At 67.1% G+C, this 15,133-nt stretch carries 15 protein-coding genes and 1 pseudogene; 7 read left to right on the plus strand and 9 right to left on the minus strand.

What is annotated here, in order from left to right:
- Window positions 1–123: 123 nt before the first annotated feature.
- From ACZ7M7_RS32480 to ACZ7M7_RS32500, 5 genes are all read right to left on the minus strand, one after another.
- Window positions 124–819, minus strand: coding sequence for a hypothetical protein (locus ACZ7M7_RS32480; RefSeq protein ID WP_472123098.1), 696 nt, complete (start codon window positions 817–819; stop codon window positions 124–126).
- Window positions 820–831: 12 nt separating this feature from the next.
- On the minus strand, window positions 832–1,515 hold the full coding sequence (locus ACZ7M7_RS32485) for a M23 family metallopeptidase (RefSeq protein ID WP_472123101.1): 684 nt from the start codon (window positions 1,513–1,515) through the stop codon (window positions 832–834).
- An 8-nt stretch (window positions 1,516–1,523) separates the two neighbouring features.
- Window positions 1,524–2,234 (minus strand): peptidoglycan-binding protein, encoded by a 711-nt coding sequence (locus ACZ7M7_RS32490; protein ID WP_472123104.1) that lies wholly within the window; start codon window positions 2,232–2,234, stop codon window positions 1,524–1,526.
- A gap of 441 nt (window positions 2,235–2,675) precedes the next feature.
- Window positions 2,676–3,302 (minus strand): AfsR/SARP family transcriptional regulator, encoded by a 627-nt coding sequence (locus ACZ7M7_RS32495; protein ID WP_472123107.1) that lies wholly within the window; start codon window positions 3,300–3,302, stop codon window positions 2,676–2,678.
- 424 nt (window positions 3,303–3,726) lie between these two features.
- On the minus strand, window positions 3,727–4,476 hold the full coding sequence (locus ACZ7M7_RS32500) for a hypothetical protein (protein ID WP_472123110.1): 750 nt from the start codon (window positions 4,474–4,476) through the stop codon (window positions 3,727–3,729).
- A gap of 511 nt (window positions 4,477–4,987) precedes the next feature.
- Here ACZ7M7_RS32500 and legP point away from each other — a divergent pair.
- The 6 genes and pseudogenes from legP (at window position 4,988) to ACZ7M7_RS32530 (ending at window position 9,937) form a co-directional block, all read left to right on the plus strand.
- Window positions 4,988–6,235 (plus strand): Dot/Icm T4SS effector Zinc-dependent metalloprotease LegP, encoded by a 1,248-nt coding sequence (gene legP, locus ACZ7M7_RS32505; RefSeq protein ID WP_383605398.1) that lies wholly within the window; start codon window positions 4,988–4,990, stop codon window positions 6,233–6,235.
- Window positions 6,232–7,230, plus strand: coding sequence for an MvdC/MvdD family ATP grasp protein (locus ACZ7M7_RS32510; protein ID WP_472123113.1), 999 nt, complete (start codon window positions 6,232–6,234; stop codon window positions 7,228–7,230). Before legP ends, ACZ7M7_RS32510 begins: the two co-directional genes overlap by 4 nt.
- The gene (locus tag ACZ7M7_RS32515) at window positions 7,227–7,568 is read left to right on the plus strand and encodes a YbaY family lipoprotein (protein WP_383605392.1); all 342 of its coding nucleotides are present in this window, start codon (window positions 7,227–7,229) and stop codon (window positions 7,566–7,568) included. The genes ACZ7M7_RS32510 and ACZ7M7_RS32515 overlap by 4 nt, the downstream gene beginning before the upstream one ends.
- A 168-nt stretch (window positions 7,569–7,736) precedes the next feature.
- Window positions 7,737–8,201 (plus strand): carboxypeptidase regulatory-like domain-containing protein, encoded by a 465-nt coding sequence (locus ACZ7M7_RS32520; RefSeq protein WP_472123116.1) that lies wholly within the window; start codon window positions 7,737–7,739, stop codon window positions 8,199–8,201.
- Window positions 8,202–8,573: 372 nt separating this feature from the next.
- Window positions 8,574–9,132 (plus strand): annotated as a pseudogene (locus ACZ7M7_RS32525) (hypothetical protein).
- A 124-nt stretch (window positions 9,133–9,256) separates the two neighbouring features.
- On the plus strand, window positions 9,257–9,937 hold the full coding sequence (locus ACZ7M7_RS32530) for a GNAT family N-acetyltransferase (protein ID WP_472123119.1): 681 nt from the start codon (window positions 9,257–9,259) through the stop codon (window positions 9,935–9,937).
- A 198-nt stretch (window positions 9,938–10,135) separates the two neighbouring features.
- On the opposite strand, the gene ACZ7M7_RS32535 is transcribed toward ACZ7M7_RS32530, so the two are convergent.
- Complete coding sequence (locus ACZ7M7_RS32535; RefSeq protein ID WP_472123122.1) at window positions 10,136–10,351, minus strand: hypothetical protein; 216 nt, start codon at window positions 10,349–10,351, stop codon at window positions 10,136–10,138.
- Window positions 10,352–10,373: 22 nt separating this feature from the next.
- Between ACZ7M7_RS32535 and ACZ7M7_RS32540 the strand changes: the two genes are divergently transcribed.
- A complete protein-coding gene (locus ACZ7M7_RS32540) occupies window positions 10,374–10,958 on the plus strand; it encodes an SMI1/KNR4 family protein (RefSeq protein WP_472123125.1) in 585 nt (194 codons plus the stop codon).
- Between the two features lie 37 nt (window positions 10,959–10,995).
- On the opposite strand, the gene ACZ7M7_RS32545 is transcribed toward ACZ7M7_RS32540, so the two are convergent.
- The 3 genes from ACZ7M7_RS32545 to ACZ7M7_RS32555 form a co-directional block, all read right to left on the minus strand.
- A complete protein-coding gene (locus ACZ7M7_RS32545; protein ID WP_472123128.1) occupies window positions 10,996–13,395 on the minus strand; it encodes an RICIN domain-containing protein in 2,400 nt (799 codons plus the stop codon).
- Between the two features lie 278 nt (window positions 13,396–13,673).
- A complete protein-coding gene (locus ACZ7M7_RS32550) occupies window positions 13,674–14,090 on the minus strand; it encodes a hypothetical protein (RefSeq protein ID WP_472123329.1) in 417 nt (138 codons plus the stop codon).
- Window positions 14,091–14,223: 133 nt separating this feature from the next.
- On the minus strand, window positions 14,224–15,126 hold the full coding sequence (locus tag ACZ7M7_RS32555; protein ID WP_472123131.1) for an STM4011 family radical SAM protein: 903 nt from the start codon (window positions 15,124–15,126) through the stop codon (window positions 14,224–14,226).
- Between the last annotated feature and the right edge of the window lie 7 nt (window positions 15,127–15,133).

The following is a 15,133-nucleotide window of genomic DNA, read 5'->3' on the forward strand; positions in this document are numbered from 1 at the left end:
CGGGCTGCGGCCATGGTGAGTTGTGACAGATAGTCTGATTCTCGTTCAGAAGCGAGTTCCGCCGTGGCCATGATTCGCCTCCGGGCGCCTCTAGTGGTGGTCGCTGTCTGTGTTGGTTCAGCTCTAGCGCTCCGGCGGGAGCAGTCCGTCCACCGGCAGCAGGTCGAAGAAGTTGTGTTCCGCCGCGGGCGCGTACCGCACGAGGCCAGCGAAGCTGGGGATACGGACCGTCACCTGCGCGATTGCTTCGGGTGCGGCCTCCTCCAGGGACTCGGACACGGTGCCGTGCCAGTAGCCCGCGTTGCGCATCGCGTCGCCGGTCTGCTCCTTCGTGAGCTGCGTGGAGGACAGATTGACCGGCAGGTACAGCTGCCGGACGCCCTTGTCCGCGCAGGCCTGTGCGAGCAGTCGGCCGGTGAGACCGTCACCGCCGCTCTCGCCCGGGGCGATCTGCGTCAGCATCACGAGCAGCGGCCGCTCGCCGACACACGGCCAGGAATGCGCGAACGAGAACGTGGTCCCTTCCGGTTCGCCGCTGTCCTGTGGCCCGTACCGGCCGACGGCCTCATCTTTGGGCTCAGGGCGAACCTTTCCCTCGAAGTAGGCCCACCGCCAGTCCTCGGCCCGCCCATCGGCATTGCCCGCCAGGGCACCCTCCGCCCAGGCCTCCGCGTAGTCGGGATCGCGCACCAGCGGTGTGCGCGGTACGTCCGGTGGCGAGCTGATGCCCTCGTCATAGCCGTCCTGCCAGGCTCTGACACCGACCGGCACGAACACGCCCGGGTCCACCGGCACGGTATGGGGATTGTGCTGAGTCATGACCGGCCTCCTTCACCAACTGGGCTTGGCGACATTGCCGTAGGACCAGGTGGAGCTCTTGGACATCTCGAAGTGCAGATGCGGTCCCGTGGTGTTGCCGGACCTGCCGACCTGTCCGAGCTGCTTTCCGGCGCTGACCCTCTGACCGGTCCTCACCTGCCGTTGTGAGAGGTGGCAGTAGGTGTACATGTGACCGTTGTCGGCGCGGAGCCCGATCCACTGCCCGTATGCTCCGCCCTTGTTGTTCGACCAGGCGATGGTGCCGTTGCGTACGGCGACCACCGGTGTGCCGGTACCGGCGGCGAAGTCCTGGCCCGTGTGTCGACCGATCCCGTCCCGCTCCGGTTTCCAGGCGTATGGGCCGGGCTCATAGAACGCGAAGGTGACTCGGTGCCCGGGCACGGGCGAGGGCACCCGTTTCCCGGGACGGGGGGTGACGGGAGCGGCCTTGCAATTGACCTTGAAGCCGGCGTGGCGGCCGAGGGTGGTGAGGGAGGTGCAGCCGGGGTTGCCGTCGGCGTCGGCTCCTTTGAAGCCTTGGGCGAGTTGTTCGGCGCGATAGGCGGCCTTGGTCTGGGGGCCGAAGAGGCCGGTGGGGCCGTCGGGGATCTTGCGGCCTCGGGCTATGAGTGCCTTCTGTACGGTGCGTACGTCCTCGTTCCGTTTGCCGAACTGGACCTTGGACAGGGCTACCATGACGCCTCCTAGTACGGGTGGGGAGGCCGGTGCGGATCGGCCTGCTGGACGCGTGCGGCGAAGTTCGATCCGGACTTGTTCACGTGGTATCGGGCGCGCACGTAGTTGACCGTGGCGCACATGTCCGCGACCACGTCGTAGGGCGTAGTCGCCGTGTTCGCCTGATGGTGCGTGGCGAACGTGGGAGGAATGCACTGCGTGGCGCCTCGCGAACAGTTCCGCGGGTGGCCGTCGGACATGATGGGGCCGTGCGCGTTCACATCCGTCCGGTTCACCCGGAACTTCGGGTGGTTCGATGCGGACTCGCGTCTGGCGATGGTGGCCAGGGCCGGGACTCCGAACCGGGGATCCATTCCGGTCAGTGCGCACGCCTTATCGGCATAGCGCCGCATGGCCGGATCTCCGACGTCGTCATCGGGGTCGAGGTACGTCACCTTGCCGAGCGGGAGCCTGCCGTTGGCGGGAGCGCCTTGGCAGTTGACCTTGAAGCCGGCGTGGTGGCCGAGGGTGGTGAGGGAGGTGCAGCCGGGGTTGCCGTCGGCGTCGGCTCCTTTGAAGCCTTGGGCGAGTTGTTCGGCGCGGTATGCGGCTTTGGTCTGGGGGCCGAAGAGGCCGGTGGGGCCGTCGGGGATCTTGCGGCCTCGGGCTATCAGTGCTTTCTGTACGGTGCGTACGTCCTCGTTCCGTTTGCCGAACTGGACCTTGGACAGGGCCACCATGAGAATTCGCCTTCTCTTGTCGTGCCCAGCGGGTCATGGTGAGGTCATGGAGAGCCGCATCCGCGCGATCTGGCCCCGCTGCCGGGAGGCGGGGCGGCAGTGTCGGCGGTTCGACCTCGTTGATCCGGACTCCAGGGCCGAAGGGCGGCGAGGGGCCGGCCTGGGTCCGGTGGGCACTGATGGCGCCGCTGATCTCGTAGCTCCGGGTGGAGAGAGCGATGCGGAGTGCCGTCGGAGCGGGCACTTGTGCGCGGTCACTCGCTCGTGCATGACGATCTGCAGGTTGGTCACCGACAGGTCGACCTCCGTCTGCCAGGCCGTGTCGTTCCGTGCCGATGTGGTCGACCGCGACGCACGACCGCTTCGATGGCGCTGTGGCGGTCACACCGTTGTCCTTCCGTCTGCGCGGAAGTTGGTCAATTCGACACTACGGAACTGCCGTCAGCCCCGCGTTATTCTGGCGTCATTGGCGCCCGGCGGGAGGCGGAGCATGCGGGCGAACGCGGGGGAGGGCTCGACGCCCAGTTCCTCGTGCAACAGGCGCCGAAACGCGTGGTAGTGACGTACCGCCTCGGCGAGATTTCCTTCGGCGAGGTGGGCCGAGACGGCAGCTCGATGGGCGCTTTCGCGGAGGGGCTCGCTGCGGATGCTTGCCCACGCGGCCTCCAGTGCCAGTGCCGGTTTTCCCTGTCGTGTCAGGGTCTCGGCGAGCGCGTCGAGGGCGTGCAGGCGCAACTGACGCAGGCGTTCACGTTCCAGGAGTACCCAGTCCTCGTCCCAGCCGGGCAGCAGGTCCTCGCCCGACAGCATTGCCAGGGGCGGCCTGCCGTTCGGCGGGGGGCCGCACTCCTGGATGAGGCTGAGTGCTGTTTCGGCGAGGGTGTGCACGTCCACTTGCACGGTTGCCGTGATGACGAGGTCGTCGCCGCAGCAGCGGATCAGGAGCGGTTCGCCGCGGGGGAGCTTCCACAGGGTGGTGCGCAGGCTGCCCCTGGCGTGCTCTTCGGATACCTCCGGCCACAGCGTTCCGGCCAGGACCGTGCGCGGTACCCGGCCTCGTAGCCCCACGAAGGCCATCATCCGTTGGCCGTTGCGGCACAGTTCTACGGCCTCGGATCCGAATTCCAGCCGGAACTGTCCGAGCAAGCGCAACTGAGGGGGAGGTGACACCAAATTGATCGCCTCGCGTGCAGCGCGTTACAGCGCGTATTCGTACGGTGCGCTTCCGGGCTGGGCGCGTGCTCCGAGAGGGCACGCCTTTACCAGTTTGAGTCGATCGAACAAGCGGTGCAACTTCGGCGCAGGGGCTTTCTTGCCGGCCTTCGCGGCGAACGGCTCCAGACTCAGCCAAGCTCGGTCCTGCCCTGACCAATGGCTGAGGCGCGGATTGCGGGCTGCCTCTGCCGGTGGGAGAACGCAACGGTCAACGATACCCAGGCGCGACGGCTCAGAGGCTCAGAGGTCCAGGGCACGAAGACCGGGCAGTGGGCTTCTATGCGTGTGCCGTAGCCAAGGCGGTGAGGATGCGTCGGGTCTTGTTCTCGGGATTTTCGGAGGGCGTCACCCCGCGCTCCCGCAGCGCGTCGTTCAGCTTTTCCTGCCGGCGTTCGGCCCTTGCCGTGAGCTTCTCGGCGTCGTCCTCGTCCTTGGGCTTCACTCGGATCGACGCTTCCAGGAAGTCGAGGCCGGCGACCGACCATGCTTCCAGGTCCACGTCCAGGTCACCGAGCGGAATGTCGTCGAACTTCGTCGAGTGAACGGGCCCCAGCGCGACCAGGCCATCACGTCGGAGGTCGGGAGTGCATGCGTGCAGGAACTGATCCTGCACGGCGTCGATCGCTGCGGCCGGATCGCCTCCGGGCTCCAGTGCGGCCGACAGCTTTCCCGGCTTGTGATCGTGAACCAGAGAGGCGGCCAGTACACGTTTGCTCCCTGACCAGTCCTCCTCGATCTTGTAGGTGGACAGCTCCGCCTCGAACGGAGCGGAGAACCGGCCGACGAGCTGTTCGCGCAGGCACGGACGCAGCTTGACGGTCAGGTCGTCCGGACCGCCCCCGATCCTGAAACGCACGATCACGCCGGTGTCCAGTAGGGGCACCCGCCCCTCGGCGATGCCGTCCCGGTCCTCAGCGAACCAGATTCGACGCCTGGTCATCGCGCGGCCCGACGTGCCGAGGGCCGATAGCGCCTCCGCGACGTCGCCTTCGATGTTCACCTTGATCTCGACCGGCAACAGGTCCATGGCGTTACTCCCGCACGGTTCCCAGACGTCGTCGCCTACGTTTGTGCCGACACTGCGGGACTTCCGAAGCAAGGCCCGTGCATGGTGACTCAGATCCGGGCCTGGCAAGTGCGGCAGTGCTCGTCATGCCGACTCATCTTCAGGGTATCCAGGCCACACACGACCTGCAGCCCGGAGACCGTCCGGCACGGCTCTTTGAAAGGCGCAGTCCTTCAGAGAAGAAATCAAATGCCGGGGCGCTTGGTTCCAACCCGGCAAACAGGCGCCGGCCGCTCATGCCCTTGCCCGCCGTGCCCGGTCAGCCACGGCTGACCGCCAGACCATGACCGGCGACCAGGCAGCCACCGCGCAGGCCCCACCTGAACTCGCAGGCGCCCTGCACCTGACTTGAAGACGCCCGCCATCACCCGCATGGGCGGGCTTGGCGAGCAATGTGTCGTGTGAAGCGTAGAGGCTGGCAGCGCAGTCTTCGTCCCGAGACTGCCAGCCCGCGCCGTAATGAAGGTGAACCATGAGTCCCGACGCCTCGGAACCCTCCCGCCGCACAAGGAAGACCCCGGCCCGAAGCACACCTTCGGCCAAGAAGACCACCCCGTCAAAGAAGCAGGCAGCCGGCAAATCCACTTCCTCCCGCCGACGTGAGGGCAGTGGCGAGCTTCGGTCAGGACCCATCGCGGGAACCACGCTGGTGAGCGGTGCGACGTTTGGCCCCAAGGCCCTCCGCTATGCCGAGGTGGAGGGGCTGGCGATGTTCGAGGGGGACATCGTGCTCGGCACGGTCGAAGAGCTGACCGAAGCGGCCGACAGCGGGCCGCTCGCGTCCGTCGGCATCTCGGCCGGGGTGGATCAGCAGCGTCGCTGGCCGAACGCGACGGTCCCGTTCGAGATCGATCCCAGTCTGCCCAATCGGGAGCGTGTCACGGACGCGATCGCACACTGGCATTCGCGTACCCGTATGCGGTTCGTCGAGCGGACGTCTGCCAATGCGGCCCAGTTCCCGGACTTCGTGCGTTTCGTGCCGGGCAAGGGATGCTCCTCGCACGTAGGTCGACGGGGTGGCCAGCAGAACATCACGCTGGGTTCCAACTGTTCCACGGGCAATGCCATCCACGAGATCGGGCACGCCGTGGGCCTGTGGCACGAGCAGAGCCGCGAGGACCGGGATCAGCACGTCACGATCGTGTTCGCGAACATCCAGCCGGACATGCAGCACAACTTCCTGCAGCACATCGCGGACGGCGACGACCTGGGACCGTACGACTTCGGCTCGCTCATGCACTATCCGGCGACGGCCTTCGCGATCGACCTGAATCAGCCGACCATCATTCCGCGCGTGCCGCTCCCGCCGGGTGTGACGATGGGGCAGCGCACGGGGCTGTCGCAGGGCGACATCGACGGAATCCACATGATGTATCCGGCCGCTGTGACGCCCACGATCAAGGAAGTGGCCAAGGACCCTGTCGTCGACACGACCTTCAAGGAGGCAACCAAGGACCCGGTGTTCGACGGGCTGCCTCCCAAGGTTCCGGGCCTCGACCTCATGAGCCCGGCGACGCCGACCAGTCCGTTCGTGCTGGCCACGCCCCATCAGTCACCGGCGATGACCGGTCAGCCGGATGGAGTGGCCGAACAGGTACGTCAGTTGGGCCTGATGGTCGCCGTTCTGCAGCAAGGGCTGTCCGCAATCCAGGCGAGTTACAACCTGCTTCTGGCTCAGGCGGGAGCTCAACCTGTCGGTGCCCCTGGGCAGCCTCGATGATCCTGGTCGTCTCGCACGACGAGGACCACGCGCGCGCGGTGGTGCGCCGACTGGAGGCGGACGGGCGTGAGGTGGTCCGCCTCGACCTGGCCGACTTCCCCGCCCGCGGCGAAATCACTCTCGACTACGCCGCGGCCGGGGAACCGGTCTACACGATCCGAACGCCGACGGCCCACGTCCGGCTCGACCGGTGCCACGTCGCATGGTGGCGGCGCGTGCGCCCCTTCACCGTCGACCGCGGACTGCGCACCCTCCGGGACCAGCACTTCGCGATGAACGAGACCGGCCAGGCGCTGCACGGCCTGTTCCACTCGCTCAACTGCACCTGGATCAATCCGCCTGCACTGGACGGGGTCGCCCATCACAAGCCCTATCAGTGGGAAGTGGCACGCCGCATGGGGCTCACCCTGCCTCGTACGCTGGTCACCAACGACACGGGACGGGCCCGTCGTTTCATCCAGGAGACAGGCCTCGGACGCACGGTTTTCAAGGGCTTCATCGCCTCCGCCGACGCGTGGCGGGAGACCCGGCTCGTCCGCACGGAGGATCTTGCGGCACTGGACGCGGTGCAGTACGCCCCCGTGATCTTCCAGGAGTACGTGCCGGGAACCGATCTGCGGGTCACCGTTGTGGGCGATCGTGTCTTCGCTGCCGAGATCGATGCCTCGCAGACCGGCTATCCCGTGGACATGCGCATGGTTGTTCACGAATCTCGAGTACGACCGGTAACCCTCCCTTCAGCCGTCAGCGATCGCCTCCTGCGTCTCATGCGCACCCTGGGCCTGGTATACGGGGCCATCGATCTTCGGCGGCGTCCCAGCGGGGAGTACGTTTTTCTGGAGGTGAACCCGGCGGGTCAGTGGTTGTTCGTGGAAGAACGGACCGGTCTGCCCATCACGGCGGCGGTCGCCGCACTCCTGGCTCATCTCGACGGACGTGAGCCCGCCACGGCCTCAGCGTCAGGGTCAGGGTCTTTGCGAGGTGGAACGCCATGACGGGCACCATCACCGGTCTGGTGGCCCTGCCACCCGACACGCCGACGGGAACGGCCGCGTCCCTTCTGGTGGAGGTACGTGACGTTTCGCTGGCCGACGCCCCGTCCACAGTGGTCGGGGCACAGGTCCAGACGGATATCCAGCTGTCTCCGGGAGGCCGGGTTCCCTTCAGTGTGAAAGTGCCCGGCCTGGATCCCTCCGCCTCCTACGGACTGCGCGTCCACATCGACCGCTCAGGGAGCGGAATCGTAGAAACCGGCGACCTGCTCAGCACTCAAGCGATACCGGTCCGGACAGAGTTTGCTGAGGAGCTGGAAGCGCCGGTCAGCGTCGTGTGACCGCATGCGAACCATTTACCGGTCGGGCAGCCCGGCCCATGGGGACGCCGGGAGCCATCCGGCACAGAATCGAGTGGACCGAACTCCCAGTCTTCGCCTCTGGACGGAACCACCCACCGGCACGTCCCAACCCACCTCCTCACGAAGCAGATGCAGGAGACAACACTCATGTTCGGTCGAGTAAATGCAGTTACCACTCAGCAACCGATCGCCTTGATCAAGGTCAGCGTCTATCGCGACCTGACTCTCGTCGAGCACACCTTCACCGATACCGAGGGGCGGTACGACCTGGCCATTCCCGCAGGTGACGTTGTGACCGTACGGTTCGACACCCATGAAACGCTGAACAACGCTCACGCCTGGCATCCTTCTGTGGTGGCCAATGTGGTGGCCAGCGATGAGGTCCCCTTCGACCGCTACCTACTCCCCACCGGGCATGGCGCTGCTGAGGACTCAGCCGTGGATGCGCTGAGCGGATATCTCTTCACGACGGGCCTGTGGAATGACACCGGCCAAAGTGCCGACTTCGCTCGCGCGGCAGCCTCTCGTTTGTCCAGCCTCAAACTAACCAGCAGGACACTTCAGGACATCCAGCAACGGCTCGTCGAGCACTTCCGGGCAGCTGCGGATTAGGAGCCGTCGCTGTCCTCAACTGCCCATGGCAGATAGCCGGTTACTCGCCGCCGTCCTGCGGGCAGATAGGAACTCGTTGAGGGCCTGGCGGGTGAGGTGAGGGCTCGTCGCCCTGGAGGTTCGCCGTCTCGGCGGGGCCGCGAGGATGTGATCGACGACTCGCATTGAGCGGACAGCGAATCCACTCAATACGAAACTCACCGCGTACCTCTGGGCCTTCTCCGCGATCACCGCCTTACCGGACGCCAAGGCGTGGCGTCGCACGGAGGTGACCAGTTTGACGAACATACGCGGGCTCAGCCCGGTGCACAGGGGCATCCACTCCGCCGGGCTACGCTGCGGGCAAGTGGCCAACTAGATGAGGTTGGGACTGTGAGCCGGAGACCATTGCTGTTTCTGGACATTGACGGGCCGCTGAATCCGTACGCGACCCTTTCAGGCACATGTCCCGAGGACTACACCACTGTCCAGCTCCCGGCCGAGGCGCAAGGTTCTTCGGCACTGGGAAGTCCGCAGACGTACAGGCGGCCGGACACGATGTGGCTCAACCCGGGACACGGCGAGGCCCTTACTGACCCTCGGCTTCGAGCTGTGCTGGGCGGGCGCCTGGATGAGCGACGCCAACCAGTGGATCGGCCCGCTCCTCGGCCTCCCGTCACTGCCGTTCGTCGACTTCGGCGACAGCCTGATGCGCGAGCAGCCGGACGGAGTCCACTGGAAGTCCGCGCTTGTGGTGGCCTACGCCGATGGCCGGCCCTTCGCCTGGGTGGACGACGAGCAGACCGATGCCGACCACGCCAACATCTCCACCGTCCACCCGGCCCCGGCGCTGCTCCATCGGGTCAACCCACGCATCGGCTTGCGGCCGGACGACTTCACCGCCTTGGCCAGCTTCGCCGCCTCACTCTCCCGCTCCGATCTACCTTCCTGACTGTCTTCGTTGGATAAGCTTTATCCGGGACGTCCTGTGGGCCTCCGGCATCCTGGCTGCCACCAGTTTGTGTCCGACTGAAATGGTTGGCGGAAGGCGTCGTTGGACGGGTAGGAAGGGCGCCATGAGTACCTCCGGCCACCACCACTCAGCCGATCCCGACCCGCGGACGTTTTCCCGCACCACGCTGGACCTGGGCGATATTCTGCTGCGCCCGTGGGGTCGGGCGGGCGCCGAACCGGACACGCTGCTGGACGGCCTGATCTTCGCTGCGGCGGATCCGCTGATCGCCCTGTGGAACCCTCTCGCGATATCGGACCGCGATGCCGCCCTTGGATGGCTGGAAGTTCGAGAAGGTGGTTGGGACGCCGGTGTGAGTGCGTCCTTTGCTGCGTGGAACGCTGCAGACGGCGTCCTACTGGGCGGAGTTACCGTTCGGTGGGTCGACCGCGCGGACGGTCTGGCGATGATCGGGTACTGGACGTTGCCGACTGCCCGCGGACGGGGCGTGGCCACCCGGGCCACGAGGGCGGTAACGACCTGGGCCTTCCGGACAGCTGATGCCCGCCGGATCGAGATCGCCCACGCCGTCGGCAACAAAGCCTCCTGTCGGGTGGCCCACCGCTGCGGCTACCTCCCCGAGGGCACGCTGCGCGACTCACATCGCTTCGGTGACGGCGCGTACCACGATGAGCACCTGCACGCCCGCCTGGCCACAGACCGAGGACCGGCCGATCCCGCGGAGTGGTCGAGTCGGCCTCGGCCTCCGGGGCAGGAGCCACGGATCAAGACCGTCGCCGGCTAGTGCCGCATCAGCGCATGTTCGCCCGGTCGTGTTACGCGAACTGAGTCGCTGCAAAGCCGACAGGTATCGGCGCGTCTGGGTGCCTCGGATACGCTCAAGCATGCGATCTCGGACAGGCGGCATGTGGTGGGGGACCACGATCGAAGCGCCGGACCCTGGCGGCTTGGCGAAGTTCTACGCCGAACCGACCCGCGACTGTCACCGAAGACTGCGGCACTGCTCCTGGACGACCCGCACGACCGCGTCCGCCACGCCGGCGCCCCGCATGCCCGGCTGCCGGCACGGATCCTCACCCGACTGCTCCTGGACGCCGACGACGCGGAGACAGCCGCCCGCAATCCGGCGCTGCCGCAGACTGTCGTGCACCGGATGGTCGAGGTGATCAGCGTCCCCGCCGCGGGGAGGCGTTGTCACAGCGGGATGGTATTCCTGCCGCATGACCATTGATCGTGACGACGCCGCCGAACTGGCCGTACTCCGCGCGACCTTCTCCGTCGATGACGGAGCAGAGCCGGCCCTCGGCTGGGAGGCCGTGGCAGCCTTCGAGGCAGAGCATGGGATCGTGCTGCCCGAGCCGTACCGGACCTTCGTTGCCGAGATAGCGGACGGCTCCTCTTCCGGGCCGCCGGAATACGGGCTCCTGCCGTTGGCGAAGCTGCCCAGTGACTGGGGTGGCGATCAGCGGGACCGTGATCTGAGCAAGCCGTTCCCGCTGACAGAAGCCTGGCTGTGGGAGGACGACGCAGATCCGGATCTGGATACGGACGAGCGCCTTGAGCAGGTGGACGACCACGGCTCGATCGTGCTGGGCACGGACGGGTGCGCGATGACCTGGCACCTGATCGTGACGGGCGCTCATCGCGGGCATGTCTGGCAGGTCACTGACGTCGGTGCTGTCCCGTTTGGAGCGCAGTTCGGATTCACGACGGCTGAGCCGGGATTTGCCGGTTGGGTCAGGCATTGGGAGTCAGGCAAGCCCTGGTATAACGCGGAGGCGGGCCACGTGCGCCAGAACGGTTGAACAGCGTCCGCCGCAAGCAACAAGCGCGCTCACGCTCTCACAGGAAGCGCCAGAGGTGATCGGCCGTGCCGTTGTCGTCGAACTGGACCACTTGCGCGCTGTCGGCGGTCGACATGCGGTCTACCCCCAGCACCTTGTTGCTGTTCTTGTTGAGAACGCGGTACCAGCCGTCGCCGTTGTGGATCAGCCTCCAGAGGTGATCGGCTGTTCCGTTGTCCTCGAACTGCACGACGACGGCGCTGTTCTCCGTCGACATGTGGTCGACGCCGAGGACCTTGCCGCTGTGGCCGTTGCGGATCAGGCACCAGCCGTCGCCCTTGTCGATGAGCTGCCAGGCGTGGTCGCCGGTACCGGTGTTGGCGAACTGCACGACACGGGCGCTGTTCTCGGTGGACATTCCATCCACTGCGAGGACTTTGCCGCTGTGTTTGTTCGTGAGACGGCGGAAGGGCGGTTCCGGGGTCCACTGCCTGCCGTCGGGGGCCGCCGTGGGGAAGGACGTGATGCGAAGTCGGGCCGCACCCGAGGGGATGAGGGTGACGGTTTCCACGGCTGCGGAGCTTCGGGCCGGGCTGTCCTGGAGCGGGGCGACGACGTGTTCGTCGTCTGCGATCCATTCCGGTATGCGCCGGGCATGCGCTGAGATCCGCACGGGCGAGGCCTGGGGAGTGAAGGGCTGGTCCGGCACGGCGGAACCGGTCCGGGTGACGGTGAGCTGCGTGTCCGGGACCAGACCGTAGTTCCATGGGGTCGTGGCGTGGACCTCGTAAGCAGGGAAGGTGTCGGTTCCACCAATGCGCTCGTAGCGTTCACCGAGGTCCAGGGAGTACGTGAGCGGGCCTCGCTCCACGCTCACGGCGCCGTGCTGACCGGGCCAGCCGCGCAGCCGAGTCTGCTGGGGGAAGCGGACGCGGACGACGTCTCCCTCGCGCCAGGTGCGTTCCACGCGTGCCCAGGAGGGGCCGTCCGAGGCCGCGACCGTGGCGCCGTTCACGCGCAGCTCGGGGCCGCGGCACCAGCCAGGGACGCGCAGGCGCAGAGGGAACCGCACCGGGCGGGGCGTGGAGACGGTGAGGGTGATCGTGTCCCCGAACGCGTAGTCGGTGGTCTCGGTGACGGTCACGGTCGTGCCGCCGGCGACCTGGGTATGGACCGAGTTGGGCGCGTAGAGCACGGCGTCGAGGCCGCCGTCAGGGGTGGCGAGCCAGAGTTCCTCGGTGAAGTACGGCCAGCCCATGCCGTAGTTGTGGGGGCAGCAGCGGTACTGGTCGACGCCGGCCTGAAAGGCCTGCATGGCGAAGCCGTTCTGGAACTGGCCCTGCGTCTTGGTCCGGTTGTCGAGGCCGATGCTGTTGGCGCTGGTGATGTAGTGGATGGATGTGCCGCGCGGGTCGAGGGACGCGGGGAGCATGTTGAACGCCAGGTCCTCGCAGCGGTCCGCCCACACGGGATCACCGGTGATCCGCGTCAGCAGCTCGTGGCTGGCCATGAACTCGACGATGCCGCAGGTCTCGAAGCCCTGGCGGGGGTCCGTGAAACCGGGCCGGTAGTTCTCGTCCCCGGCCATCCCTCCACCGGGGAACCTGCCGTACTCGGCCATGACGGCGTCGTAGGCACGGTAGGTCGTCTGGGTGAGGTCGGCCGAGTCGATGACCTGCGCGTATTGGGCGGGCTCACGGAATCCCTGGGCGATGTTGACGTTGTGTCGGTTCGGGGTGACGCCGGTCCAGTCGGCTCCGTGAGTGTGCATCTTGGCCGCGAGGCCGAGCAGGAACGACTCACCGGTACGGCGGTAGAGCCATACGGCGATGTCGAGGCCGTCACCCCAGCGATAGGACACCCAGCTGGTGTTGAAAGCTCCCGGTCCCTGGGCGTTCATGAAGCGGAGGAAGCGGATCAGGAAGGGCACCACGCGCTGATCGCCGGTGTACTCCTCATGGCTTCGCAGGGCTTGCAGCAGCGGCAGGAAGGGCCAGAAGTCGGGGCCGCCGTTGAGGGAGGAGCGCAGGGCCCGCGGCCCGAAGAACCCGTCGTTCTGCTGCGTGGCGAGGATGGCGTCCACCCACTCGCGTGACCTGGCCAGCGCACCGGGGTCGCGCGTGGCGATGGCCAGCGGGATGTAGCCACGCAACCAGTAGGGGACCTCCTCCCAGGCATTGCGCTCGGGGTGCACCCAGCCGGTGGCCGAGAAGTCCAGGAAGTGGGAGCCGGTCTCGAAGCGACCGCACAGACCGTCGAGTTGCAACCGGAGTTGCCCCGCGAGCCAGCCACGGGCGGTGACGCTGCCCGGACGAATTTTGTGGAACTTGTCGGGTACGCGGGTCTCGGCCGACGGAGCGGGCGCCGCCGCCACGACTCCGGCGAACGAGGTGCCGAGAGCCGCGGCTCCCAGCGAGAACGAGCCCGCACCTAGCAACGCCCGTCTGCTGATGGACATGTGGACGACCTGCCTTCCGGAAGGGAGCCGACGATGGGAGGACAACGGGGAGGACAACGTTGTCTCGTCCTCAGGTGCACGAGCAGCACATCTCTACAACGTTAGAAATTCGGGCCGTTGGCATGACAGCACGCCCGCAGGGACCTGTCCAGGGGTAGCGCACCAAGGGATGCAGTGGTGAACCGCCCGCGCGTTCGCAGTGAACGGACGTAGGCAGGAAGGAAGTTGTGGTAGGGAACGGCCTGCCGGATGACGGCCCGACCGGCATGAACGGCTGGCTAGGAATCCGAGCGCAGCCCCAGCGCGCTGTGCTGAATCACCCCGGCGGGCGCGTCGGCCGCCCCAGGCCCCCGGCGCGTCAACTCGACCAACTTCGAGCGGAGGTCCTGCGCCGGTTCGCCCAGCACGATGGCGCTGATCACCAGCTCGAGCATGAGGCAGTCGTAGTCGTCGTCCGTGCCTCGGTAGCGCTTGGGGTCGCGTTCCACGACCGCACGAGCGATCCGCCAACCACCGCCGTCCACCGGCGCGAGGGTCGCCTCGAAGACTCCGCGACCGGTCCAGCTTCGGTGCAGGAAGACAACCTCGCCTTCCACGAAGACGTTCCACTTCTCGTCCATGCCCCGCGCCGCGTAGCCGCGCTGGATCCGCTCCCAGTCCTCATCCGACCAGATCCGCTGCGGCAGTTGCGGCATCGGCTGAGGGGCGGATATCGGCTTGAGGCGACGGGAAAGCGCGGACCGGGTCACGCGTTCGGCGGTGGGCATGCAGTGATCCTACGGAACAAGCCGAACGCGCCCCCAGCAGGTCCCTTCGCGATCTCATTGCTCAGCCGACGTCGCGGCTGCTCCGGGGCGTGATGGCTACGGCCTGGGCGGGCTGTGGTTCGCCTGGGTGGGCCGGGATGCGTTCCAGGATCCCGCCGGCGAAGACGTCGTAGAGCGGCAGGGTTTCGAGGTGGACGTAACCGATGTGGCAGTCGCAGACCGTCAGCGGGCAGGGACGGGGGAGCAGGGCGGCGCGGTAGGAGCCGTCGTAGAGGTTGCCCAGTTCGGCTCGGACGAAGTGGCAGCGGCGGACGGTGCCGTCACCGTCGACCGAGATCACGGACTCCCCGGTGCGGCAGGGCAGGCCGGCGCTGGCGTGCGGGTGGCGGCTGTAGGGGAAGAGGGGGTCGAGGGCGGTCCAGTCGTCGGCCTCGGCGTCCTGGTAGGTGTGGCCCTCGGCTGCGTTGATCCACAGGTATACGTGTGCGGGTAGCTCGGCGCGCAGGCGGCGGGCCGCCTGCAGGTGTTCTGGCAGGCCGACGATGCCGACGCTGAAGCGGATCCCGCGGTCGGTGAGGTCGTGGCACTTGGCCAGAAAGCGGTCGTAGGGGGTCTGGCCCGGGTGGTAGGTGCACCAGAGGGCAAGGGTTTCCGGGTCGGCGCCGGCGAGCCAGTCGGTGCGGCAGCTGAGGTTGGTCTGGATGGCGACACGGCGGATGTGCGGCAGGTGCGACAACTCGGCGAGAGTGCGCCGGTACCAGGAGCGGACCAGGCCCTCGCCCCACGGTGTGAACAGCAGGGACAACTGGTCGTCGCTGTCGGCCGCCCAGCGGGCGAAGCGTTCCAGGGCGGCCCGGTCGGCGCGCAGTTGTGCGGTGGAGTCGCGTCGCTTGGCGAACGGGCAGTAGGGGCAGTCGTAGTCGCAGGAGGCGAGCGGGCCGCGGTAGAGGACGGTCAGATCCATGGCGGGC

It is taken from the genome of Streptomyces sp. NPDC111606 (genome assembly GCF_055656945.1).

Coding starts and splice junctions, on each gene's coding strand:
- ACZ7M7_RS32480 (WP_472123098.1), bottom strand. CDS start 819: ATGACTCAGCACAATCCCCATACCGTGCCGGTGGACCCGGGCGTGTTC.
- ACZ7M7_RS32485 (WP_472123101.1), bottom strand. CDS start 1,515: ATGGTAGCCCTGTCCAAGGTCCAGTTCGGCAAACGGAACGAGGACGTA.
- ACZ7M7_RS32490 (WP_472123104.1), bottom strand. CDS start 2,234: ATGGTGGCCCTGTCCAAGGTCCAGTTCGGCAAACGGAACGAGGACGTA.
- ACZ7M7_RS32500 (WP_472123110.1), bottom strand. CDS start 4,476: ATGGACCTGTTGCCGGTCGAGATCAAGGTGAACATCGAAGGCGACGTC.
- legP (WP_383605398.1), top strand. CDS start 4,988: ATGAGTCCCGACGCCTCGGAACCCTCCCGCCGCACAAGGAAGACCCCG.
- ACZ7M7_RS32510 (WP_472123113.1), top strand. CDS start 6,232: ATGATCCTGGTCGTCTCGCACGACGAGGACCACGCGCGCGCGGTGGTG.
- ACZ7M7_RS32515 (WP_383605392.1), top strand. CDS start 7,227: ATGACGGGCACCATCACCGGTCTGGTGGCCCTGCCACCCGACACGCCG.
- ACZ7M7_RS32520 (WP_472123116.1), top strand. CDS start 7,737: ATGTTCGGTCGAGTAAATGCAGTTACCACTCAGCAACCGATCGCCTTG.
- ACZ7M7_RS32530 (WP_472123119.1), top strand. CDS start 9,257: ATGAGTACCTCCGGCCACCACCACTCAGCCGATCCCGACCCGCGGACG.
- ACZ7M7_RS32540 (WP_472123125.1), top strand. CDS start 10,374: ATGACCATTGATCGTGACGACGCCGCCGAACTGGCCGTACTCCGCGCG.
- ACZ7M7_RS32545 (WP_472123128.1), bottom strand. CDS start 13,395: ATGTCCATCAGCAGACGGGCGTTGCTAGGTGCGGGCTCGTTCTCGCTG.
- ACZ7M7_RS32550 (WP_472123329.1), bottom strand. CDS start 14,090: ATGCCGCAACTGCCGCAGCGGATCTGGTCGGATGAGGACTGGGAGCGG.
- ACZ7M7_RS32555 (WP_472123131.1), bottom strand. CDS start 15,126: ATGGATCTGACCGTCCTCTACCGCGGCCCGCTCGCCTCCTGCGACTAC.